General features: G+C 59.2%; 18 protein-coding genes. 11 read left to right on the forward strand and 7 right to left on the reverse strand.

Annotation, left to right across the window (positions count from 1 at the left end; all coding sequences use genetic code 11):
* Positions 1 to 36: 36 nt before the first annotated feature.
* Both QMM04_RS03525 and fdhD read right to left on the reverse strand, forming a co-directional pair.
* Positions 37 to 1,152, reverse strand: a complete 1,116-nt coding sequence (locus QMM04_RS03525) for a glycosyltransferase family 9 protein (protein ID WP_282995646.1) — start codon at positions 1,150 to 1,152, stop codon at positions 37 to 39.
* 205 nt (positions 1,153 to 1,357) lie between these two features.
* Positions 1,358 to 2,188 carry a formate dehydrogenase accessory sulfurtransferase FdhD gene (gene fdhD / locus QMM04_RS03530; RefSeq protein ID WP_058758153.1) on the reverse strand — a complete coding sequence of 277 codons (831 nt, stop codon included), beginning with the start codon at positions 2,186 to 2,188 and terminating at the stop codon, positions 1,358 to 1,360.
* A gap of 143 nt (positions 2,189 to 2,331) precedes the next feature.
* Between fdhD and fdnG the strand changes: the two genes are divergently transcribed.
* The 7 genes from fdnG (at position 2,332) to selB (ending at position 11,823) form a co-directional block, all read left to right on the forward strand.
* Entirely contained in the window at positions 2,332 to 5,379 is a 3,048-nt protein-coding gene (gene fdnG / locus QMM04_RS03535; RefSeq protein ID WP_275027366.1) for a formate dehydrogenase-N subunit alpha, read from the forward strand.
* Positions 5,380 to 5,391: 12 nt separating this feature from the next.
* The gene (gene fdxH, locus QMM04_RS03540) at positions 5,392 to 6,291 is read left to right on the forward strand and encodes a formate dehydrogenase subunit beta (RefSeq protein WP_282995647.1); all 900 of its coding nucleotides are present in this window, start codon (positions 5,392 to 5,394) and stop codon (positions 6,289 to 6,291) included.
* Complete coding sequence (gene fdoI / locus QMM04_RS03545; protein ID WP_031279592.1) at positions 6,291 to 6,932, forward strand: formate dehydrogenase cytochrome b556 subunit; 642 nt, start codon at positions 6,291 to 6,293, stop codon at positions 6,930 to 6,932. The genes fdxH and fdoI overlap by 1 nt, the downstream gene beginning before the upstream one ends.
* Complete coding sequence (gene fdhE, locus QMM04_RS03550; RefSeq protein WP_282995648.1) at positions 6,932 to 7,858, forward strand: formate dehydrogenase accessory protein FdhE; 927 nt, start codon at positions 6,932 to 6,934, stop codon at positions 7,856 to 7,858. The genes fdoI and fdhE overlap by 1 nt, the downstream gene beginning before the upstream one ends.
* Before the next feature lie 115 nt (positions 7,859 to 7,973).
* Complete coding sequence (locus tag QMM04_RS03555) at positions 7,974 to 8,585, forward strand: glutathione S-transferase (protein WP_021506859.1); 612 nt, start codon at positions 7,974 to 7,976, stop codon at positions 8,583 to 8,585.
* 8 nt (positions 8,586 to 8,593) lie between these two features.
* The gene (selA, locus tag QMM04_RS03560; RefSeq protein ID WP_058775588.1) at positions 8,594 to 9,973 is read left to right on the forward strand and encodes an L-seryl-tRNA(Sec) selenium transferase; all 1,380 of its coding nucleotides are present in this window, start codon (positions 8,594 to 8,596) and stop codon (positions 9,971 to 9,973) included.
* Positions 9,970 to 11,823 (forward strand): selenocysteine-specific translation elongation factor, encoded by a 1,854-nt coding sequence (gene selB / locus QMM04_RS03565; protein WP_282995649.1) that lies wholly within the window; start codon positions 9,970 to 9,972, stop codon positions 11,821 to 11,823. Before selA ends, selB begins: the two co-directional genes overlap by 4 nt.
* Positions 11,824 to 11,874: 51 nt before the next feature.
* Here selB and glyS read toward each other — a convergent pair whose 3' ends face one another.
* Together glyS and glyQ are read right to left on the reverse strand one after the other, a co-directional pair.
* The gene (gene glyS / locus QMM04_RS03570; protein ID WP_282995650.1) at positions 11,875 to 13,944 is read right to left on the reverse strand and encodes a glycine--tRNA ligase subunit beta; all 2,070 of its coding nucleotides are present in this window, start codon (positions 13,942 to 13,944) and stop codon (positions 11,875 to 11,877) included.
* Between the two features lie 9 nt (positions 13,945 to 13,953).
* Entirely contained in the window at positions 13,954 to 14,865 is a 912-nt protein-coding gene (glyQ, locus tag QMM04_RS03575; RefSeq protein ID WP_021506863.1) for a glycine--tRNA ligase subunit alpha, read from the reverse strand.
* A gap of 204 nt (positions 14,866 to 15,069) precedes the next feature.
* Here glyQ and QMM04_RS03580 point away from each other — a divergent pair, with 204 nt between their 5' ends.
* A complete protein-coding gene (locus tag QMM04_RS03580; protein WP_282995651.1) occupies positions 15,070 to 16,065 on the forward strand; it encodes an acyltransferase in 996 nt (331 codons plus the stop codon).
* Here the strand turns inward: QMM04_RS03580 and QMM04_RS03585 are convergent.
* The 3 genes from QMM04_RS03585 to xylA form a co-directional block, all read right to left on the reverse strand.
* The gene (locus QMM04_RS03585) at positions 16,050 to 16,982 is read right to left on the reverse strand and encodes a helix-turn-helix domain-containing protein (protein ID WP_141496809.1); all 933 of its coding nucleotides are present in this window, start codon (positions 16,980 to 16,982) and stop codon (positions 16,050 to 16,052) included. The genes QMM04_RS03580 and QMM04_RS03585 overlap by 16 nt on opposite strands.
* Positions 16,983 to 17,121: 139 nt before the next feature.
* Positions 17,122 to 18,564: a xylulokinase gene (gene xylB / locus QMM04_RS03590; protein ID WP_282995652.1), complete on the reverse strand. Its 1,443-nt coding sequence runs from the start codon at positions 18,562 to 18,564 to the stop codon at positions 17,122 to 17,124.
* 17 nt (positions 18,565 to 18,581) lie between these two features.
* Positions 18,582 to 19,904: a xylose isomerase gene (gene xylA, locus QMM04_RS03595; protein ID WP_282995653.1), complete on the reverse strand. Its 1,323-nt coding sequence runs from the start codon at positions 19,902 to 19,904 to the stop codon at positions 18,582 to 18,584.
* A 357-nt stretch (positions 19,905 to 20,261) separates the two neighbouring features.
* Here xylA and xylF point away from each other — a divergent pair, with 357 nt between their 5' ends.
* Genes xylF through xylH form a run of 3 tightly spaced genes read left to right on the forward strand, consistent with a single transcriptional unit; the run spans position 20,262 to position 23,976 of the window.
* Positions 20,262 to 21,254: a D-xylose ABC transporter substrate-binding protein gene (gene xylF, locus QMM04_RS03600; protein WP_058758164.1), complete on the forward strand. Its 993-nt coding sequence runs from the start codon at positions 20,262 to 20,264 to the stop codon at positions 21,252 to 21,254.
* 27 nt (positions 21,255 to 21,281) lie between these two features.
* Entirely contained in the window at positions 21,282 to 22,802 is a 1,521-nt protein-coding gene (locus QMM04_RS03605) for a xylose ABC transporter ATP-binding protein (RefSeq protein ID WP_282995654.1), read from the forward strand.
* Positions 22,795 to 23,976, forward strand: a complete 1,182-nt coding sequence (gene xylH, locus QMM04_RS03610; RefSeq protein ID WP_058758166.1) for a xylose ABC transporter permease XylH — start codon at positions 22,795 to 22,797, stop codon at positions 23,974 to 23,976. The genes QMM04_RS03605 and xylH overlap by 8 nt, the downstream gene beginning before the upstream one ends.
* Positions 23,977 to 23,978 lie beyond the last annotated feature (2 nt).

The raw sequence follows: 23,978 nt of genomic DNA on the forward strand, positions 1-23,978 counted from the left end.
ACGGTCACCGTACTGACGGCACAGTGACCTCATCGATTATGGCTGAACCAGCGTATGGATTTTTTGGCTTATTTTCTCAACCAGCCGTCCGTCATTTTTAAAAACAAACTCATCGGAAAATATCTGATGGCCGTTACTGTAGCCAGGCGACCACAGCTGATTATTTTTCAGTGAGTCCTGATAGATGCCAACCAGGGCTTTGTTATAAGCCGCCGAGATATGCACCACGGCGGTATCGGGAGTAATCACGCAATCACTTTTCTTAACCGCAGCGAAAGCGTGATACAGCGAGGGAACGCGGTATAACTTCGCGGGGTGCAGCGACGCCTGTTCCAGCGCGCCTTTGTGATCGAGCACCACGATATTGGTGGCCGCATTGTGCCTGACAATCGCCCCGATTAGCTCATTCAGCTGCTGCTCAGAGAGGTCACGATCGGCATGACTGGCATAAATATTGATTAAAATATTGTGCTCATCAGCGGAAAACATGCCGGACTGGTGAATTTCGGCATCAATGCGCTCAGGATAAAATATTTCATAATTCAGCCCATCAACCGTCTCAACCTGAAGATAGTCAAGAACCGCACGATAGATATTTTTAACGTGGTTATTAAGGTGATCGAACTGAATGTTGATATCGTAAGGTTTAAGCCAGCCAGGCTTGTTGAAACCCAGCGTCATTTTAGGATTGATATCGGCAATCATTTTGGGCATATACAGCGCGGTTTGCCAGATAGCCGTATCGATCAATAAATCGTAAGCATTGTCTCTCAGAAGGGTAACGACCTCATTCCCGATGGCGGTGTCATATTTATCGCGCTGATGACAATCGCTGAAACTCTCCGAGAGATAGATGTTGTGAATATACGGGTTGTGTCGGAAAAGGCTCTCATTCTCCTTTACCGCCAGAATATCTACACGATACCCGGCTTCAAACAGCGCTCTGAGAAAACACGTAGAAACGATGGCATCGCCGATTTTACCTTCATTGCGAACCAGCAGAATGGATTTGATATCCTGTCTATTCGGTTTTTGGCTTGAAGTCTTTTTCCATTTCCTTGCTGCAAAATAAAGATCAAGAGAATATTTAATCTCTTTCTTTAAATAATTACGCCTGCGATTCAGCTGCCGCAGCTTTTTAATTAAAGCCATAATGAATATATTATTATTAATTGAGACGTTAATGATAGCGCATCAACTTCTTCATTCCTATCGAAAAGAATGTCACATTAAAAACTATTGCATGCATATTATTTAGCAGGCTAACCAGAAAAAGCGCAGCGTAATAAAAGATTGCCTGACACCTCCCGGTACGCCGCATGCCGCGAACGGTGAGATTCCCGGCATGTATCGCTCATCAACCGTTGATCAGACGCTGCGGATGGCTGTACACCGTGGCGCGTCCCGGTTTAGAAAAACCGACCAGCGTCAGGTTACAGCGCTCGGCCACTTCAACCGCCAGCTGGGTGGCGGCCGAGACGGCAAACAGGATCTCTACGCCGCACATGGCAGATTTTTGCACCATCTCATAGCTGGCGCGGCTGGAAACCAGCACCGCGCCCTGCTGCCAGTGCTGCTGGCTGCGCTGACCCAGCAGCTTATCCAGCGCCACGTGGCGACCCACGTCTTCGCAGCCGCCCTGCAGTTCGCCCTGCGGCGACATCCACGCGGCGGCGTGCGTACAACCGGTCAGATTGCCGATGGGCTGGAAATCGCGCAGCTGTGCCAGCCCGTTATCGAGGCAGGCCAGATCGAAGGTCTGCGTAAACGGCAGCGGCTGCACCGGCTTGCCGATTTGATCCAGCTGCTCCACCCCGCATACACCGCAACCGGTGCGGCCCGCCATGGCGCGACGCTGCGCCTTCAGCGCCATAAAACGCCGGCTGGAGAGTTCGATCTGCACTTCGAACCCATTGCAGCCCGGCACCACATCCATGCCATAGATCTCGCCGGGTTGCTCAATAATGCCTTCAGAGAGCGAAAAACCGAGCGCAAAAGCCTGCAGATTATCCGGCGTCGCCATCATCACCACGTGTGAAATACCGTTGTAGACCAGCGCCACCGGCACTTCCTGCGCCAGCCAGTCGCTTTCCGCTTCAGTAATCGCGTGGCGCTGCCATACGGTGGTCTGGCTCAGTCCTGCGATCTCATTCACATTCTGGTTACTTTTTTGCTGTTTCGCTTTCACTTCTCTCGTCTCGCATAACAACCACATTAAAGTAGTGGTAATATCAGGTCGCTTTTGACGCAATCCTGCGTGGAGCCATTCTGAACCCCGGCTCCATCCAGCGCAAAAAAATTATTACAGCAATGTCGACTCAAGGATTACCCATGAACGTCAGCCGAAGAAAATTCTTCAAGATCTGCGCTGGCGGTATGGCAGGAACCACGGCAGCACTGCTCGGCTTTACGCCGGAAGCCGCGCTGGCGGAAACACGGCAGTATAAGTTGCTGCGTGCCCGCGAAACCCGTAATACCTGCACTTACTGCTCAGTCGGCTGTGGCCTGTTAATGTACAGCCTCGGCGATGGCGCAAAGAACGCCAAAGAGACCATTTTCCACATCGAAGGGGATCCGGACCATCCGGTGAGCCGCGGCGCGCTCTGTCCGAAAGGCGCGGGCCTGCTTGATTTTGTCCACAGCGACAGCCGTCTGAAATATCCGGAATACCGTGCGCCAGGCTCCGACAAATGGCAGCGCATCAGCTGGGATGACGCCTTTACGCGCATCGCGCAGCTGATGAAAGCCGATCGCGACGCCAACTTTATCGCGCAGAACGCCGCCGGCGTGACGGTAAACCGCTGGCTCTCCACCGGCATGCTGTGCGCTTCGGCCTCCAGCAACGAAACCGGCTACTTAACGCAAAAATTTACCCGATCGCTCGGTATGCTGGCGGTCGACAACCAGGCACGCGTCTGACACGGACCAACGGTAGCAAGTCTTGCTCCAACATTTGGTCGCGGTGCGATGACCAACCACTGGGTCGACATCCGTAATGCCAATCTGGTTGTGGTGATGGGCGGAAACGCTGCTGAGGCGCATCCGGTCGGTTTCCGCTGGGCGATGGAAGCCAAAATTCACAACAAAGCCAAACTGATTGTTATCGATCCGCGCTTCACGCGCACGGCATCGGTGGCAGACTTTTACACGCCTATCCGCCCCGGCACCGACATTGCCTTCCTGTCGGGTGTGCTGCTGTGGCTGCTGCAGAATGACAAAATCCAGCATGAATATGTGCAGGCGTACACCAATGCCAGCCTGATCGTGCGGGAGGATTACCATTTCGACGACGGCCTGTTTAGCGGCTACGACGAAGCCAATCGCAAATATGACAAAACCAGCTGGAACTACGAGCTGGGCGACGACGGCTTTGCCAAACGCGATGACAGCCTGAACCATCCGCGCTGCGTCTGGAATCTGCTGAAGCAGCACGTCAGCCGTTATACGCCGGAAATGGTCGAGCGCATCTGCGGCACGCCAAAAGCGGATTTCCTGCACGTCTGTGAGCTGATTGGTGAAACCAGCGCGCGCGACCGCACCACCTCGTTCCTGTATGCACTGGGCTGGACACAGCACTCGGTCGGGGCGCAGAACATTCGCACCATGGCGATGATTCAGCTGCTGCTGGGCAATATGGGGATGGCCGGCGGCGGCGTCAATGCGCTGCGCGGACACTCCAATATTCAGGGTCTGACCGATCTCGGCCTGCTGTCGCAAAGCCTGCCGGGCTATATGACGCTGCCGTCGGAAAAACAGACCGATCTCACCAGCTATCTGGCGGCGAACACGCCGAAGCCGACGCTGCCGGGCCAGGTGAATTACTGGGGCAACTACCCGAAATTCTTCGTCAGCATGATGAAAGCCTTCTTTGGCGATAAAGCGCAGGCGGAGAACAGCTGGGGCTTTGACTGGCTGCCGAAGTGGGACAAAGGCTACGACGTGCTGCAGTACTTCGAGATGATGTCGCAGGGCAAGGTCAACGGCTATCTGTGCCAGGGCTTTAACCCGGTGGCGTCGTTCCCGAACAAGCGCAAAGTGATCGATTCGCTGTCGAAGCTGAAGTTCCTCGTCACCATCGACCCGCTCAACACCGAAACCTCGACCTTCTGGCAAAATCACGGCGAGTTTAACGATGTCGATCCGGCGCAGATTCAGACCGAAGTGTTCCGTCTGCCGTCAACCTGCTTTGCCGAGGAGAACGGCTCAATCGTCAACTCCGGCCGCTGGCTGCAGTGGCACTGGAAAGGTCAGGATGCGCCGGGCGAAGCGCTCAACGACGGTGAAATTCTCTCCGGTATCTATCTGCGCCTGCGTGAGATGTATGCGCGCGAAGGCGGTGCACAGCCAGAGCCGGTACTGAACATGACCTGGAACTACCTGACGCCCGACAATCCGGCCTCGGAAGAGGTGGCGATGGAGAGCAACGGCAAAGCGCTGGCGGACATCTACGATGACAAAGGCACGCTGCTGGTGAAAAAAGGCCAGCAGCTCAGCACCTTTGCTCATCTGAAAGATGACGGCAGCACCAGCAGCGGCTGCTGGATTTTCGCCGGTAGCTGGACACCGGACGGTAACCAGATGGCGCGCCGCGATAACACCGATCCGAGCGGGCTGGGTAATACGCTGAACTGGAGCTGGGCGTGGCCGCTGAACCGCCGCATCCTGTATAACCGCGCCTCCGCCGACCCGCAGGGCAACCCGTGGGATCCGAAACGCCAGATCCTCAAATGGGATGGCAGCAAGTGGGGCGGTATGGATATTCCGGACTACAGCACGGCCGCGCCGGGCAGTAACGTCGGGCCGTTTATCATGCAGCCGGAAGGCATGGGCCGCCTGTTCGCCATCGACAAAATGGCAGAAGGACCGTTCCCGGAGCACTACGAGCCGTTTGAAACGCCGCTCGGCACCAATCCGCTGCATCCTGACGTGGTCTCCAACCCGGCCGCGCGCGTGTTCAAAGACGATCTGGCGGCGATGGGCAAAGCGGAGCAGTTCCCGTATGTCGGCACCACGTATCGTCTGACCGAGCATTTCCACTACTGGACCAAACACGCGTTGCTCAACGCCATCGCGCAGCCGGAACAGTTTGTGGAGATTGGCGAGAAGCTGGCAAACAAGCTCGGCATCGCTCAGGGCGATACGGTGAAAGTGAGTTCCAACCGCGGCTATATCAAAGCCAAAGCGGTGGTCACCAAGCGCCTGCGTCCGCTCAACGTCGATGGCAAAACTGTCGATACCATTGGCATCCCGATTCACTGGGGCTATCAGGGCGTGGCGAAAAAAGGCTTTATCGCCAACACCCTGACGCCATTTGTCGGTGACGCCAACACGCAAACGCCGGAGTTTAAGGCGTTCCTGGTTAACGTCGAGAAGGTGTAACGGAGAACGAAGATGGCTTATCAATCGCAAGACATTATCCGCCGCTCCGCCACCAATGGTTTCACGCCTGCCCCGCAGGCGCGTAATCATCAGCAGGAAGTGGCCAAGCTGATCGACGTCACCACCTGTATTGGCTGCAAAGCCTGTCAGGTGGCGTGTTCGGAGTGGAATGACATTCGCGATGAGGTCGGTCACAACGTCGGGGTGTATGACAACCCGGCGGATTTGACCGCCAAATCCTGGACGGTGATGCGTTTCTCGGAAGTCGAGGAGAACGGCAAGCTGGAGTGGCTGATCCGCAAGGATGGCTGCATGCACTGTGCCGATCCCGGCTGTCTGAAAGCCTGCCCGTCGGAAGGCGCGATTATTCAGTACGCGAACGGGATCGTCGATTTTCAGTCGGAACAGTGCATTGGCTGCGGCTACTGCATCGCCGGCTGTCCGTTTGACGTGCCGCGGCTGAATAAAGACGACAACCGCGTGTATAAATGCACGCTGTGCGTCGATCGCGTTAACGTCGGTCAGGAACCGGCGTGCGTGAAAACCTGTCCGACCGGGGCGATTCATTTCGGCAGCAAAAGTGATATGCAGCAGCTGGCTGCCGATCGCGTCGCCGAGCTGAACACGCGCGGCTATGCCAACGCCGGGCTGTACGATCCGGCTGGCGTCGGCGGCACCCACGTCATGTACGTGCTGCACCACGCCGACAAACCGCAGCTGTATCACGGCCTGCCGGCCAACCCGAGCATCAGCCCGGCGGTCACCTTCTGGAAAGGCGTCTGGAAACCGCTGGCTGCTATCGGCTTTGCCGCCACCTTCGCCGCCGCGGTGTTCCACTACGTTGGTGTCGGTCCGAACCGGGTGGAAGAGGACGACGACGAAAACCTGCATGAAAAAGAGGAGCGCGAATAATGAAAAAGCGCGATCGTCTGGTGCGCTACAGCGCGCCGGAACGCATCAATCACTGGATTGTCGCGTTCTGTTTTGTGTTTGCCGCGCTCAGCGGACTGGGTTTCTTTTTCCCGTCGTTTAACTGGCTGATGCACGTGCTCGGCACGCCACAGCTGGCGCGTATCCTGCACCCGTTCGTTGGCGTGGTGATGTTTGCAGCCTTTATTATCATGTTCTTACGCTACTGGAAGCACAATCTTATCCAGCGCGACGATCTGGTATGGGCGAAAAATATCCGCAAAATCGTGCGTAATGAAGAAGTGGGCGATACCGGGAAATACAACTTCGGGCAGAAGTGTGTGTTCTGGGCTGCTATCATCAGCTTAGTCTTGCTGCTGGCGAGCGGAATTGTCATCTGGCGCCCCTGGTTCGCCGGGTACTTCACCATTCCGCTGATTCGCGCCGCGCTGGTGGTGCATTCGGTCTCGGCTGTGGCACTGATCATGACGATTATGGTGCATATTTATGCCGCCCTGTGGGTGAAAGGCACCATTACCGCCATGGTTGAGGGCTGGGTACCGGCCGCGTGGGCGAAGAAACATCACCCACGCTGGTATCGCGAGCAGCGCCAACGCCAAACACAACAGGAAAAACGTCCCTGATGAGTATTCGCATCATCCCGCAGGAGCAGCTGGAGAAGAGCGAAAAGAACACGGCGGAGCAAGTTCCGCCGTTACTTTTCCCCCGGCTGAAAAATCTCTACAGCCGCCGTGCGGCGCGGTTGCGTGATCTGGCGGCGAAAAATCCGCTGGGCGACTACCTGCGTTTTGCCGCGGTGATCGCGCAGGCCCAGGAAATCGTGCTGTATGACCATCCGCTGCAGATCGATCTGCATCAGCGGCTGGCAGAGAGCGCGCAGCAGGACAAACCGCCGCTGGATATCCACACTTACCCGCGCGATGTGCACTGGCAGCGGCTGCTGCATTCGCTGATCGCCGAGCTGAAGCCAGAGATGAGCGGCCAGGCGCTGGCGGTACTGGAGAATCTGGAGAAGGCCTCGTCCACCGAGCTGGAAACCCTTGCCAGCGCGCTGCTGGAGGGCGAATTCGCCCAGGTCAGCAGTGATAAAGCCCCGTTCATCTGGGCGGCGCTGTCAATTTACTGGGCGCAGATGGCAGCAATGATCCCCGGCAAAGCGCGGGCCGAATATGGCGAACACCGTCAGTTCTGCCCGGTGTGCGCCAGTGTGCCGGTCGCCAGCGTGGTGCACATGGACGTTGGCCAGCAGGGTCTGCGCTATCTGCACTGTAACCTGTGCGAAAGCGAGTGGTACGTGGTGCGCAGCAAGTGCTCGAACTGCGAGCAAACGCGCGATCTGCATTACTGGTCGCTGGACAGCGAGCAGGCCGCCGTGAAAGCCGAAAGCTGCGGCGACTGCGGTACCTACCTGAAGATGCTATACCAGGAGAAAGATCCGGCGCTGGAACCGGTGGCCGACGATCTCGCCTCGCTGGTGCTGGATGCCCGCATGGAGCAGGAAGGATTCGCGCGCAGCAGCCTGAATCCGTTTATGTTTCCCGGGGATTGATGCCATGTGCGCATGATTGGACGCCGGACAAGGTAGGGTCGCCATTCATGGCGACCAGGTTTATTCACCTGCGTCATCCCTGTTGCCTGAATTGATCATTCACACGGAGACTTCGATGAAACTGATTGGCAGCTATACCAGCCCGTTTGTGCGCAAAATCTCAGTGATCCTGCTGGAAAAGGGCCTGGTGTTTGAATTCGTCAACCACTCTCCGTGGGAGCCTGACAGCCACGTCCCGCAGTACAATCCGCTGGGTAAAGTGCCGGCCTTCATTGATGACCAGCAGCTGACCTGGTTTGACTCCTCGATCATTGCTCAGGTGATTGAATTGCGTGGCGATGCGCCTGCCCTGCTGCCCGACGACGCACTGCGCGCCCTGCAGATCCGCCAGCTGGAGAAGCTGGCCGACGGCATCAATGATGCGGCGGTGATGATCGTGCGCGAACAGATGCGTCCCGGTGATCGGCAATCGGAAGAGGTGCTGCTGCGTAATCGCGAGAAAATCGCGCGCGGCCTCGACGCTCTGGAAACCGCCGCCGCGCAGGGCGAGTTGCTCAACAGCGGCACGCTCAACCTCGCCGATATCGCCACCGGCTGCACCCTGGGCTATCTCAATTTTCGCCGCGTGCTGCCCAACTGGTGCGTCAATCGCCCGGCGCTGGTTAAACTGGCAGAAACGCTGTTCGAGCGGGAAAGCTTTGCCCGTACGGTTCCGCCCACCCACTAAGTGATGTGATGAAAGCCCTCTACAGTCAGCTCCCTGCCATCGACAGCCTGCTGCGCGATCCGGCGCTGCAGCCGCTGCTGGCACAATCCGGTACCGCCTTTATCACGCGTCAGCTGCGCGGCATGCAGCAGGAGGCGCGCGACCACATTCAGCAACATCAATCGTTACCGCACTGGCACGCCAGCTGGCCGGATGAAGCGCTGCGCCGCGCACAGCAGCAGCAGCAAAGCGCGCTGCGCCCGGTGTTTAACCTGACCGGCACCGTGCTGCACACCAACCTCGGGCGCGCGCAGCTCAGCGATCGCGCAATCGCGGCGGTCAGCGCCTGTTTGCGCCAGCCGGTAACGCTGGAGTATGCGCTGGACGACGCGGCGCGCGGCCATCGCGATCGCGCGGTCAGCGCACTGCTGTGCGAGCTAACCGGCGCCGAAGCTGCCTGTATCGTCAATAACAACGCCGCGGCGGTGCTGCTGATGCTGGCCAGCCTGGCAGCGGGCCGCGACGTGATTATGTCGCGCGGCGAACTGGTGGAGATCGGTGGCGCGTTCCGCATTCCCGACGTGATGCGCCAGGCAGGCTGCCGATTGGTGGAGGTCGGCACCACCAATCGCACCCATCTGAAGGATTATCGCGGCGCCATCGGCGGGGATAGCGGCCTGCTGATGAAGGTACATACCAGTAATTACCAGATTCAGGGCTTTACCCATGCCGTGCCTGAAGCCGAGCTGGTGCAGTTAGGCGACGCGCACGGCCTGCCGGTGATCAGCGATCTCGGCAGCGGTTCGCTGGTGGATATGACGGCGTACGGATTGCCGCCTGAACCGATGCCGCAGCAGCTGATTGCGGCCGGCGTGAGCCTGGTGAGCTTCTCCGGTGACAAACTGCTGGGTGGCCCGCAGGCCGGGATTATCGTCGGCAAAAAAGCGCTGATTGACCAGCTGCAACAGCATCCGCTGAAGCGCGCACTGCGCGTCGATAAAATGACGCTGGCGGCGCTGGAAGCGACGCTGCAGCTCTACCGTCAGCCGGAAACCCTGCACGAGGCGCTGCCGACACTGCGCCTGCTGACGCGCAGCGCGCACGATATTCTGCAACAGGCTGAACGTCTGATGCCGGCGCTGGAGCACGCCTTCAGCGCCGATTTTTCGCTGGCGATCGCCGCCTGTTCCTCGCAAATTGGCAGCGGTTCGCTGCCGGTCGAACGTCTGCCCAGCTTTGCTATCACCTTCACGCCACGCGACGGTCACGGCAGCCAGCTCAACGCCCTGGCGCAACGCTGGCGCCAGCTGGCACGCCCGGTGATTGGCCGCCTGCAGGAGGGCAAACTGTGGCTGGATTTACGCTGCCTTGATGACGAAGCCGCCCTGATACGGACCTTAGTACCATGATTATTGCCACGGCCGGACATGTCGATCACGGTAAAACCGCGCTGTTGCAGGCCCTGACCGGTGTTGATGCCGATCGCCTGCCGGAAGAGAAACGGCGCGGCATGACCATCGATCTCGGATATGCCTACTGGCCGCAGCCCGATGGCCGCACCCTGGGCTTCATTGATGTGCCTGGCCATGAAAAATTTCTCGCCAACATGCTGGCCGGCATCGGCGGCATTCATCATGCGCTGCTGGTGGTGGCCTGTGACGATGGCGTGATGCCGCAGACGCGTGAGCACTTACAACTGCTGAGCCTCGCCGGACAGCCGCCGCTGAGCGTGGCGCTGACCAAAGCCGACCGCGTTGACGCCGCACGCATCGCGGAGGTACAGCAGCAGGTCGCGCAGCTCACGCAGCAGCTCGGCTGGTCAGCGGCAGCGCAGTTCGTTACCAGCAGCCATACGCTGCAGGGCATTGAAACGCTGCGCCAGCACCTCAGCAGCCTGAACGCACCGGCGTTTGAGCCTGGTCGCCGTTTCCGCCTCGCCATCGACCGCGCTTTCACGCTGAAAGGCACCGGGCTGGTGGTCACCGGCACCGCGCTGAGCGGTGAAGTCAGGGTGGGCGACACGCTGTGGCTCAGCAGCCTGAACCTGCCGCTGCGCGTGCGGGCGCTGCATGCGCAGAACCAGCCAGTGACGCGCGCCCAGGCGGGCGAGCGCATCGCGCTGAATATCGTCGGTGACGTAGAGAAAGCACAGATTACGCGCGGCGACTGGCTGCTGGCGCAGCCACGTCCCGCCGGCACGCAGCGGCTGATCGTTGCACTGCGCCTGCTGCAACCGCTGAAAACGGCCTCACAGCCGGTGCATCTGCATCACGCGGCCAGCCACGTCACCGGCCGCTTAACCCAGCTCACGGACGATGTGGCTGAACTGGTGCTCAGCCAGCCGCTGTGGCTGGCGGAAAACGATCGGATAATTATTCGCGACAGCAATGCGCAGCACACGCTGGGCGGCGGACGCGTACTGCTGTGCGACAGCAAAAAGCGCGGTAAACGCCAGCCGGACTACCTGCAGTGGCTACAGCAACTGGCCGCGGCGCGGGATGACAGCGCCAGCCTGCAGGCGCATCTGGCGTATCAACCGGCCGCGTATGACGAGCTCGGCTGGGCGCGCCAGCTCACTGCGCCGGCGCTGGACGCGCTGCTGCCGCCGCTGAATCCGGTGCGGCTGGGGACCAGCCTGATGAGCGACACCATGGCCAGCGCCTGGCAGCAGCGTTTACGGGAAGCGCTGAGCGCCTTCCACCAGCAGCACCCGGAGTTGCCGGGCATCGGCCACGATCGCCTGCGCCGTGTGGCGCTGCCGCATGCGCCGGCACCGCTGGTGCCGGGATTAATCGATCAGATGCTGGCACATGGCGAGCTGCGGCAGAAACAGGGCTGGCTGCACCTGCCCGACTTCGCGCCGCGCTTTAATCCACAGGAAGCCACGCTGTGGCAGCAGGTCGAGCCGCTATTCAGCGACCAGCCACTGTGGGTGCGCGATATTGCCGATGCGCTGCAGCAGGATGAAGAGCAGATTCGCGGTTTATTGCTCACCGCGGCGCGTCTTGGCCATATCACGGCGATCGTGCGCGATCGCTACTACCGCAGCGCGCAGATCCAGATCTTCGCCGATCTGATTCGTCAGCGCGCGGCCGCCGGAGGCAGCACCAGCGCCGCTGACTTCCGCAACCAGCTGGGTACCGGCCGCAAAGTCGCGGTGCAGATTCTGGAATTCTTTGACCGCAGCGGCTTCACCCGCCGTCGCGGTAACGATCACCTGCTGCGCGACGCGCGCCTGTTCATCCCTTCTGCCGCCTGAAACAAAAAAAGGGACGATTGCTCGTCCCTTCGGTTCACATCTGCCCATCGCTTACTGCAGCAGCGAAATGTCCGCCACCTGCAGGAACAGCTCGCGCAGTTGCGCCAGCAGCGTCAGGCGATTGATACGCACCGCTTCGTCATCGGCATTCACCATGACGTTGTCGAAGAAGTTATCCACCGCTTCGCGCAACTGCGCCAGCTCCACCAGAGCATCCTGATAGCGGCCTTCCGCAAAGTACGGCTGCAGCTTGTCGCCCAGCGCGGTGACAAAGGTCGCCAGCTGAATTTCAGCGTTCTCTTTCAGCAGGGACGCCTGCACGCTGTCGTTCAGGGTTTCGGTGGCTTTCGCCAGGATATTCGACACGCGCTTGTTAGCCGCCGCCAGCGCCGAGGCCGCTTCCAGCGTACGGAAGTGCGAAACCGCCTTCATACGTGCATCGAAATCGGCCGGACGGGTTGGACGACGCGCCAGCACCGCCTGAATGGTGTCAACGCTGTGGCCCTCTTCCTGATACCAGGCGCGGAAACGGCCCAGCATGAAGTCGATGACATCATCAACCACGTTGGCGTTGCTCAGCTTGCTGCCGTACAGGCGCACCGCTTCTTCCGTCAGGGTTTGCAGATCGAGCGGCAGGTTCTTCTCAACGATGATACGCAGCACGCCCAGCGCGGCACGACGCAGCGCAAACGGGTCTTTATCGCCTTTCGGATGCTGTCCGATGCCGAAGATACCAGCCAGGGTATCCATTTTATCGGCAATCGCCACGGCGCAGGCCACCGGGCTGGACGGCAGATCGTCACCGGCGAAACGCGGCTGGTACTGCTCGTTAAGTGCGACCGCCACATCTTCCGCTTCGCCATCGTGGCGCGCGTAGTGCATGCCCATCACACCCTGGGTGTCGGTGAACTCGAACACCATATTGGTCATCAGGTCGCACTTCGACAGCAGGCCAGCGCGCGTGGCGTGATTGACATCAGCGCCAATCTGCGCGGCAATCCAGCCGGCCAGCGCCTGAATACGGTCGGTTTTGTCACGCAGCGTACCCAGCTCTTTCTGGAACAGCACGGTTTCCAGACGCGGCAGGTTATCTTCCAGACGCTTTTTACGGTCGGTGTTGAAGAAGAACTCGGCATCGGCCAGACGCGGACGCACCACTTTTTCATTACCGGCAATGATCTGCTGCGGATCGCGCGATTCAATGTTGGTGACGAAGATGAAGTTGGGCAGCAGCTGGCCATCTTCCGCGTAAACCGGGAAGTACTTCTGATCCCCTTTCATGGTGTACACCAGCGCTTCAGCCGGTACCGCGAGGAACTTCTCTTCAAACTTCGCCGTCAGCACCACCGGCCACTCCACCAGCGAAGCCACCTCTTCCAGCAGGCTGTCGCTCAGGTCGGCTTTACCGCCCAGCTGCTGCGCGGCGGCTTCGGCATCGGCTTTGATTTTGGCTTTACGCGTGGCGTAATCGGCGATCACTTTACCGCGCTCCTGCAGCAGCTGCGGATATTGATCGGCATTGTCCAGCGTCAACTCCGGCTCGCCCATGAAGCGGTGGCCGCGAATAACGCGATCGGACTGAATACCGAGGATGGTGGCCGGAATCAGCTCATCACCCAGCAGCAGGGTCACGGTGTGCACCGGACGCACGAACTGCACGTCGCTGGCGCCCCAGCGCATCAGTTTTGGAATCGGCAGCTTGCTCAGCGCGGTCGCGACCATCGCCGGCAGCAGCACCTGCGCGCTTTCGCCTTTTACCGCAGCACGATGCACCAGCCACTCGCCTTTGTCAGTGCTGAGACGCTCAGCCTGCTCTACGGTGATGCCGTTGCCACGTGCCCAGCCTTCTGCCGCTTTAGTCGGCTTGCCTTCGGCATCAAACGCCGCAGCGACGGCCGGGCCGCGCTTTTCTACTTCGCGATCGGGCTGCGCGGCCGCCAGCTGTGCCACCTTCAGCGCCAGACGACGCGGTGCCGCAAACCAGTTGACGTCGCCATGCGCCAGACCGGCGCTATCGAGCTCAGCGGTAAAGTGCGCAGCAAAGGCTTCTGCCAGGCTGCGCAGGGCTTTCGGAGGCAACTCTTCGGTGCCAATTTCCACCAGGAAAGTTTTATCGGTCATGGCTGCCTCTTACTTATTACGGTTGCACATAGGGAAGCCGAGTGCCTCGCGGGAGGCATAATAGGCTTCCGCCACGGCTTTCGTCAGGGTGCGAATACGCAGGATATAGCGCTGGCGCTCGGTGACCGAGATCGCTTTGCGCGCATCAAGCAGGTTGAAGCTGTGCGCGGCTTTGAGAATGCGCTCATAGGCCGGCAGCGGCAGCGGTTTTTCCAGCGCCAGCAGCTGCTGTGCCTCTTTTTCATACTGCTCGAAGCAGCTGAACAGGAAATCGACGTCGGCGTACTCAAAGTTGTAGGTCGACTGCTCCACTTCGTTCTGGTGGAACACGTCACCGTAAGTGGTTTTGCCGAACGCGCCGTCGCTCCAGGTGAGATCGTACACGCTGTCCACGCCCTGGATGTACATCGCCAGGCGCTCCAGACCGTAGGTGATCTCGCCGGTCACCGGCTTACACTCCAGGCCGCCGACCTGCTGGAAGTAGGTGAACTGCGTGACTTCCATGCCGTTCAGCCACACTTCCCAGCCGAGTCCCCAGGCGCCCAGCGTTGGGTTTTCCCAGTTATCTTCGACGAAGCGAATGTCATGCACGCCAGGGTCAATACCGAGCTCTTTCAGCGATCCGAGGTACAGCTCCTGAAGGTTGTCCGGGTTCGGCTTAATCACCACCTGGAACTGGTAGTAGTGCTGTAAACGGTTCGGGTTTTCACCGTAGCGGCCATCGGTGGGACGACGCGATGGCTGCACGTAGGCGCTCGCCATCGGCTCTGGCCCGAGAGCACGCAGGCAAGTCATAGGGTGAGAAGTGCCAGCGCCCACTTCCATGTCCAGCGGTTGGACGATGGTGCAGCCCTGACGCGCCCAGTAATCCTGCAAGGTCAGGATCAGGCCCTGAAAGGTCTTGGTATCAAACTTTTGCATGTTGAATTCGCACGCGATACGGGTGGATTTAAAAAGAGTGCGACAGTATACCCTTTGACCGCGCATTGTGCAGCCGGAAATCCTGGCGCAGGCGGGTGCGGTTGTGCGGCGGTTAACAGAGAGCTCCGAAATCCAGGCTGCGGGGGTTGTTGGCCCGCTGTGCACTGGCTACCCTTCTTCGCACGGAGTACGCACGAGGAAGCCATGTCGCAAAAAATCTGCTGGATTGATAACTTACGCGCGGTCGCCTGTCTGATGGTGATCGTCATTCACACCACCACCTGGTACATCACCGGACCGATGGCAGTCACCGGACCCAGCTGGGACGTCGCCAATCTGCTTAACTCGGCTTCGCGCGTCTGCGTGCCGCTGTTCTTCATGATTTCCGGTTATCTGTTCTTTGGCGAACGCAGCGCGCAGGGCCGCCATCTGCTGCGCATTGTGCTGTGCCTGCTGTTCTACAGCGCCGTCGCGCTGGCCTACATCACCTGGCTGACGCCAATCAGTGAAGGCCGATCGCTGCTGAAGCTATTGCAGAAGCCGGTGTTCTACCATCTGTGGTTCTTCTTCGCCATTATCGGCATCTACCTGCTGTCTCCGCTGATTCAGGTGAAAAACGTGCCGCCGCGCTATGTGGCGCTGCTGGTGCTGATCCTCGCGGTGATCGCCAATCCGAACACCGTCAGCCAGTCGCTGGGGCCGTTCCACTGGCTGCCGGTCAATCTGTATGTCAGCGGCGACTCGATTTACTACCTGCTGTACGCGCTGCTTGGACGGGCAATTGGCGTGATGGATACCGACAGGCGCGGCATCAGCTGGCTGGCCGGGCTGAGTTTTATCACCTGCGTCATCGGTATCGCACTTGGCACCAGACAGATGCTGAAGATTAACGGCGCGTTTAATGACACCTGGTATCTTTACTGTGGCCCACTGGTGTTTATCGCGGCGATAAGCCTGCTGGTGCTGTTTAAAAATGTGCTGAACCACCGGCCGCTGCCGCTGCTGGCGACCATTTCACGCTATTCGCTGCCGATTTATGGTTTCCATGCGCTGTTCATTCACTATCTGCGTACCCATCATTACGACGATATGTCACGGCCGTGGCTCGATCTGCCGTGGGTCTTTGGCGTAACCCTGCTGGGCAGTCTGCTGCTGGCGATGCTGCTGAAACGCGTGGACAAGCATCATCTGGTGAGCTGATCGTCCCAGCGCTGCCGGGCGCGGCGCAGCTGGCGTGCCGAGGAGAAGCCGGCGGCCAGCGCCGCTTTCTCCGCCGCTTCCCCCTGCTGCTGGCGCTGGCGCGCAATCACCAGCCGCAGCTGCTCGTGATATTCCCGCACGCTGATACCCAGATGCTGGCGAAACAGGCGCGTCAGATGGCGCTCGCTGACGTGGGCGCGTTCGGCCAACGCGCCCAGCGACCAGTCATGTTCCGGATGTGCAATCATCGCGTCCTGCGCGCGATGAATCGCCGGATGCAGATGATTACGATAACGCAGCCATGGCGACAGTTGCGGATCGTCACCCGAGCGGCGGAACCACACCACCATCTCCCGCGCCACCGTCAGCGCCTGCCGCGCGCCGCACAGACGGTTGATCAGGTGCAGCGCCAGATCGATACCCGCAGTAATCCCCGCGCTGGTCCAGATGCCGGCATCTTCCACAAACACACGGTTGTCTTTCACCAGCGCAGCCGGCGCGGCGGCTTTCAGGCGCGGCAACACATCATGGTGCGTGGTGCACTGTACGCCATCCAGCAGACCAGCCTGCGCGGAGAGCAGCGCGCCGGAGCAAATACACACGAGGGTAATGCGCCGCGTATGAATCGCGCTGCGTTGCTGGCGCAGCCAGTCGCGCGCCTGCCCGGCAGCCCCGGTATCGAACCAGATGCGGGAATCGAACACGCCGGGCACAATCAGCAGACTGTTATCAGGTAGCGTGGCGGGCAGCGGTGCAATATCAGCAATGGTCATGCCGGTCGAGCAGGTGACGCTCGCCTGCGGGCCGATGTAGTGCAGCGCAAAATGTCCGCCCGCCAGCTGCAGCGTTTCTGCCGGCCCGGTGAGGTCGAGCGCCATGACGCCCGGCAGGACAAGAAAATAGACGGGCTGCGGCATGGTGGGTTCCTCAGGCGATGAAGGGTAACGATGGGCGAAGATGCGCAGCCAAATCCGGCCACGTATCTTCATTGATTCTTCCCATCATACCCGACTCTGTTGACGCCTTGCGACCTCATCCGGCCATGCGTCAGCCAAATCAGGACATCAGTGGTAACAGCTGCTGGTATAGCTGCGCAAAGCGCGCACGGCGCGGCTGATAAGCCTGATGCTGCGCGGCGTCCGGCTGATGGCGCTGCACTAACGCCGGTGCCGGCCATTCGCTGGCCGGGTCCACCGCCAGCTGCGCCAGGCGCGCGGCACCGAGCGCCGGCCCCACCTCGCCGCCGTGACAATAATCCAGCGTCAGTCCGCTGATGTCCGCCAGCATCTGCCGCCAGTACGCGCTGCGCGCACCGCCGCCAATCAGCATCACCGTGTTGGGCAGTACGCCACACTCATGCACCGCATCCATGCCTTCCGCCAGTGCAAAACCCACGCCTTCCAGCACCGCGCGCGCCAGTTCCGGCCGGCCGTGCTGGTGCGTCAGGCCAAAGAAAGCTCCCTGTGCCTGCGGATTATTGTGCGGCGTGCGCTCGCCGGAAAGATAAGGCAAAAACCACACCGGCGTGGCCTGCGCGCTGGCGCGTTCAGCTTCGGCCAGCAGGTGCGGCACATCATCGCAGCCGGTCAGTGCAGCGGCCCAGTCCAGACAGGCGGCGGCACTCAGCATCACTGACATCAGATGCCAGCGCTGCGGCAGCGCATGACAGAAACTGTGCACGGCGCGTTGCGGATTGCTGAGATAGCCTTCGCTCACCAGAAAATAGACGCCGGAGGTGCCGAGCGACAGCATGCCCTGCCCTGGCTCAACCATGCCAACGCCCACGGCGCCAGCCGCATTGTCGCCGCCGCCGGCCATCAGCGGCACCGGCTCCATCCCCCAGCGTGCCGCAATTTCCGGCAGCAGCGTGCCGGTAATCTGGTTGCCCTCAAACAGCTGCGGCATGTGGCTGCGGTTCAGCCCGCACGCCGCCAGCATTGCATCGCTCCAGTCGCGCTGTGCCACATCCAGCCACATCGTTCCCGCCGCATCTGACATATCGGTGGCGAAATCGCCGCTCATCCGCCAGCGCAGATAATCTTTCGGCAGCAGCACTTTTGCTACCTGCGCAAATATCGCCGGTTCATGCTGCTGTACCCACAACAATTTGGGCGCGGTAAAACCCGGCATCATCAGGTTGCCGGTAATCTGACGTGACGATGGCACGCGCTGCTCCAGCTCGTGACACTGCGCGCTGCTGCGCCCATCGTTCCACAATATCGCCGGACGCAGCACCTGATGCGCGGCGTCCAGCAGCGTCGCGCCGTGCATCTGACCGCTAAAGCCGATGGCGCTGACGTGGCGTAAATCGTGCTGCTGCGCCAGCGCCTGCATGGCACTATCGGTGGCCTGCCACCAGCTTTCGGGATCCTGTTCGCTCCATAGCGGCTGCGGACGCGTCACCTGCAGCGGCGCGCTGGCCGTTGCCTGAACCTGGCCGTGCGCATCCAGCAGCGCCACTTTAACGCCGGAGGTGCCTAAATCGATCCCGATAACCATGCTTCGCTCCCGATGGGTTAGAAATTATACAGATAGTGATTCACCAGATTTTCCAGCTGCTCCTGGCGTCCGCTGCGATGCTGCGGATTGAGTTGCTGCTGCTGAGCATGCGCCGCCAGCGAGGCAAGAGAAAACTCTCCTTTCAGAATTTGCTGGCCGAACTCACCATTCCAGCCGCTATAGCGCTGCGCCACGCGCTTATCCAGCTCGCCATCGCTCACCATACGTGCCGCCACTTTCAGTGCCAGCGCCATGGTATCCATCGCGCCGATGTGGCCATAAAACAGATCGTATTTGTCGGTGCTCTGGCGCCGTACTTTGGCATCAAAGTTTAAGCCGCCGGTGGTGAACCCGCCCGCTTTAAGGATTTCGTATATCACCAGCGCGTTTTCTTCGACGCTGTTCGGGAACTGGTCAGTATCCCAGCCGCACTGGCTGTCACCGCGGTTGGCATCGACCGAACCGAAGATGCCCAGCGCAATCGCCGTCGCAATTTCATGATGGAAAGAGTGACCCGCCAGCGTGGCATGGTTGGCTTCCACATTCACTTTGATCTCTTTTTCCAGGCCAAACTGGCGGAGGAAACCGTAGACCGTCGCGACATCAAAGTCATACTGATGTTTAGTCGGCTCCTGCGGCTTCGGCTCAATCAGCAGCATCCCCTGGAAACCGATTTTATGCTTGTGCTCCACCACCATCTGCATGAAGCGCCCGATCTGCTCGCGCTCCTGCCGCAAATCGGTATTCAGCAGCGTCTCGTATCCTTCGCGTCCGCCCCACAGCACATAGTTTTCACCGCCCAGCGTCTGCGTCGCCTGCATCGCGCTGCACACCTGGCTGGCTGCCCAGGCGAAAATTTCCGGATCCGGGCTGGTCGCCGCGCCGGCCGCATAGCGGGGATGCGTAAAGCAGTTCGCGGTGCCCCACAGCAATCTGACGCCGGTTTCCTGCTGTTTTTCCAGCAGTTTATCGGTCATTACCGCCAGGTTTTCCTGGTAGCTGCGCAGCGAATCACCTTCCGGTGACACATCGACATCATGGAAGCAGTAATAAGGCACGTTGAGTTTGTAAAAGAACTCGAACGCGACATCCGCTTTGAGCTTCGCCAGCTGCAGCGCATCGCCATTTTTCTGCCACGGGCGATCAAAGGCCCCCACGCCGAACATATCCGCCCCGTTCCAGCAGAACGTGTGCCAGTAACAGGCGGCAAAACGCAGGTGTTCCGCCATGGTTTTACCCAGAATCACTTCCTGCGGATTGTAATGACGAAACGCCAGTGCGTTAGTGGTATTGGCCCCTTCATAACCAACGCGCTCAAGCTGGTCGAAATAAGCGTGCATGTTGTGCTCCTTAGCATCAGACCCGAATGGTCAGCAGTGAAGCGTTATTTTGCGGAGGCGTAAGCGTTCAGCTCAATTACGATATTTCACACTGAACTTAAGATAATTATTATTTGTGCGGCAGCTCGCAAATCCATGTATTTAATTACATCGCGTGCCGGCGCGCAGCGCCGCTGCAAGATTTAACAGATGGCCGCGTAAAATTTCGATCGCGCTCAAAGAATCACAAATAAACAAAAAAACGTAATAGCAGGATAAAAATCAGTAATTGATGTTATCTGAAACGCAAGGCAACAATTCATCCGCTTGGTTCATAGCCTTACAACGACAATAGCCTCAACCTACAGGATGACCATGATGAAAATGAGACACACGCTGTTAGCCCTCAGCGCTGCACTGGCCCTGTTCAGCCACGCTGGGCTGGCGAAAGAAGTGAAAATCGGTATGGCGATCGATGATTTACGTCTGGAACGCTGGCAGAAAGACCGGGACATTTTTGTCAGCCAGGCGGAAAAGTCTGGGGCCAAAGTATTTGTCCAGTCGGCCAACGGCAATGAAGAGACGCAAATCTCGCAGATTGAAAATATGATCAACCGCGGTGTCGATGTGCTGGTCATCATTCCTTATAACGGTCAGGTATTGAGTAATGTGGTGGCCGAAGCGAAACGCGAAGGCATTAAAGTCCTCGCTTATGACCGCATGATTAATAATGCTGATATCGATTTTTATATCTCGTTTGATAATGAAAAGGTCGGCGAACTGCAGGCCGAAAGTCTGGTTAAACAGGTACCTAAAGGGAACTACTTTTTGATGGGCGGATCGCCGGTGGATAATAACGCGCGTCTTTTCCGTGCCGGCCAGATGAAAGTGTTAAAACCTTACATCGATAACGGCAGCATTAAAGTGGTGGGCGATCAGTGGGTTGATGCCTGGCTGCCAGAGAATGCGCTGAAAATCATGGAAAACGCGCTGACCGCTAACAGCAACCACATTGATGCCGTCGTTGCCTCCAACGATGCCACCGCCGGTGGGGCCATTCAGGCGCTGAGCGCGCAGGGACTGGCGGGCAAAGTCGCCATTTCCGGTCAGGACGCCGATCTCGCCGCCATCAAACGCATCATGAACGGCACGCAAACCATGACGGTGTACAAACCCATCACCGAACTTGCCACCGAAGCGGCAAAAATTGCAGTGGAACTGGGCGATGGCAAAACGCCCGCCAGCAACAGCAAGCTGAATAATGGCCTGAAAGAGGTGCCGTCGCGCCTGCTGAAGCCGATTCCGGTCAACAAAGACAACATCGAAAGCACCGTAGTGAAAGACGGCTTCCATAAACAGAGCGAACTCTAAGCGCCTGAAACGCGAAGGAGCAGATCGATGCTGCTGGAAATGAACAACATCACCAAGTGTTTCGGCGCGGTGAAAGCGCTGGATGCCGTCAGCCTGCGGCTCGAAGCCGGTGAAGTCATGTCGCTGTGCGGTGAGAACGGCTCGGGCAAATCGACGCTGATGAAAGTGCTGTGCGGGCTTTACCCGCACGGCGAATTTGACGGCGAAATTCGCTTTGCCGGCGATCGCATCGAGGCGCAAACCATCCGCGACACCGAGCGCAAAGGCATTGTGATTATTCATCAGGAGCTGGCGCTGGTGCGGCAGCTTACGGTCATGGAGAACATTTTCCTCGGTGCCGAGCTCGGTCGCTTCGGTATGGTCGATGATGAAACCATGACGCTGCGCTGCCAGCAGCTGCTGGAGCGGGTCAAACTTAACGTTTCGCCTGCCACCAAAGTTGGCGAGCTCGGCCTTGGCCAGCAGCAACTGGTAGAGATCGCGCGGGCGCTGAATAAGCAGGTGCGATTGCTAATTCTTGATGAGCCGACCTCGTCGCTCACCGAACAGGAAACCGAAGTGCTGCTTGGGATTATCACTAACCTGCGCGAGCACGGTATTGCCTGCATCTACATCTCCCACAAGCTTAATGAGGTCAAAGCGATTTCGGACACCATCTGTGTGATTCGCGATGGTCAGCATATCGCCACACGGCCAGCGGCCGGGCTGAGTGAAGATGACATCATCACGATGATGGTGGGTCGCGAGCTCACCGCACTCTATCCGCACCAGCCGCACGAGATCGGCAAAACGGTACTGAAAGTCGAAAACCTCACCGCCTGGCATCCGGTCAACCGCCACGTGCGCCGCGTTAATAATGTGTCGTTCAGCCTGAAGCGCGGCGAAATTCTCGGTATTGCCGGGCTGGTGGGCGCAGGACGCACCGAAACGGTCCAGTGCCTGTTTGGTGTCTGGCCCGGTCGCTGGCAGGGCGAAATATGGATTGATGGCCAGCAGGTGAAGATCGACGATTGCCGGGCAGCGATTGCGCACGGCATCGCCATGGTGCCGGAGGACCGGAAAAAAGATGGCATCGTGCCACTGATGGGCGTGGGGAAAAACATCACGCTGGCCGCGCTGGATCAATACAGCCATCGCTTCTCCACGCTGGATGAAGCGCAGGAGCAGCAGGCGATCAACGATGCTATCCGCCGTCTGCGTGTCAAAACCTCTTCACCCGAGCTGGCGATTGGCCGACTCAGCGGGGGCAATCAGCAAAAAGCGATCCTCGCCAAATGCCTGCTGCTCAATCCGCGCATTTTGATTCTGGACGAACCGACGCGCGGCATCGACGTCGGCGCTCGCCAGGAGATCTATCTGCTGATTAACGCGCTGGTGCAGCAGGGCATCGCGGTGATTGTTATCTCCTCCGAACTGCCTGAAGTGCTGGGTCTGAGTGACCGCGTATTGGTGATGCACGAAGGGCAAATCAAAGCCGATCTGATTAACGACAACCTGACTCAGGAGCAGGTCATGGAAGCTGCCCTGCGGAGCGAACATTATGCTTAAAACTGAAAGTAGCCAGAGCCTGTCCGGTACCCCGGGTAAGCCAGCGCCGGGCAAGTTTCCGCGCTTCAATCTGCAGGTGCTGGTGATGCTGGGAGCGATTGTGCTTATCGCTCTGTTCTTCACCTGGACCACAGACGGTGCCTGGCTTAGCCCACGCAACGTCTCTAACCTGCTGCGCCAGACCGCCATCACTGGCATCCTCGCGGTGGGCATGGTGTTTGTCATTATCTCGGCGGAGATCGACCTTTCCGTCGGTTCGATGATGGGCCTGCTGGGCGGTGCCGCGGCCATCTTTGACGTCTGGCTCGGCTGGCCGCTGCCGCTGACCATCGTAGTAACGCTGGTGCTTGGCCTGCTGCTGGGCACCTGGAATGGCTGGTGGGTCGCGTACCGTAAAGTGCCCTCGTTCATCGTTACGCTGGCGGGCATGCTGGCGTTTCGCGGCATTCTGGTTGGTATTACCGATGGCACCACCGTAGCGCCAACGACGCCGGCGATGTCGCAGATCGGGCAAAGCTATTTGCCGGGCGGTGTTGGCTTTGGCTTCGGCTTCGCCGGTCTGGCGCTGTTTATTCTCTGGCAATGGCGGCTGCGGCTGCGTCGCCAGCAGCTGGGGTTATCACAACCGGCCGCCAGCGGCACGGTGGCACGCCAGGCGATTACCGCTGTTCTGGTGCTGGGTGCCATCTGGTTGCTAAACGATTACCGCGGCGTGCCGACACCGGTCCTGCTGCTGGCACTGCTGCTGCTTGGCGGCATGTTTATGGCCACGCGCACCGCCTTCGGACGACGGATTTACGCCATCGGCGGCAACATTGATGCAGCGCGCCTGTCGGGCATCAACGTGGCACGCACCAAGCTGGCGGTGTTCGCCATCAACGGCGTCATGGTGGCTATCGCCGGCCTGATCCTCAGCTCACGTCTTGGTGCTGGCTCGCCCTCGGCGGGCAATATTGCCGAACTGGACGCCATCGCTGCCTGCGTGATTGGCGGCACCAGCCTGGCGGGCGGCGTCGGTTCGGTGGCCGGCGCGGTGATGGGCGCCTTCATCATGGCGTCTCTGGATAACGGCATGAGCATGATGGACGTGCCGACCTTCTGGCAGTACATCGTCAAAGGGGCGATTTTACTGCTGGCGGTGTGGATGGATACGGCCACGCGCCGCCGGGTGTAATC

This window comes from Pantoea sp. Pa-EAmG, assembly GCF_030024295.1.
In the GTDB taxonomy this organism is placed as follows: domain Bacteria; phylum Pseudomonadota; class Gammaproteobacteria; order Enterobacterales; family Enterobacteriaceae; genus Pantoea; species Pantoea dispersa.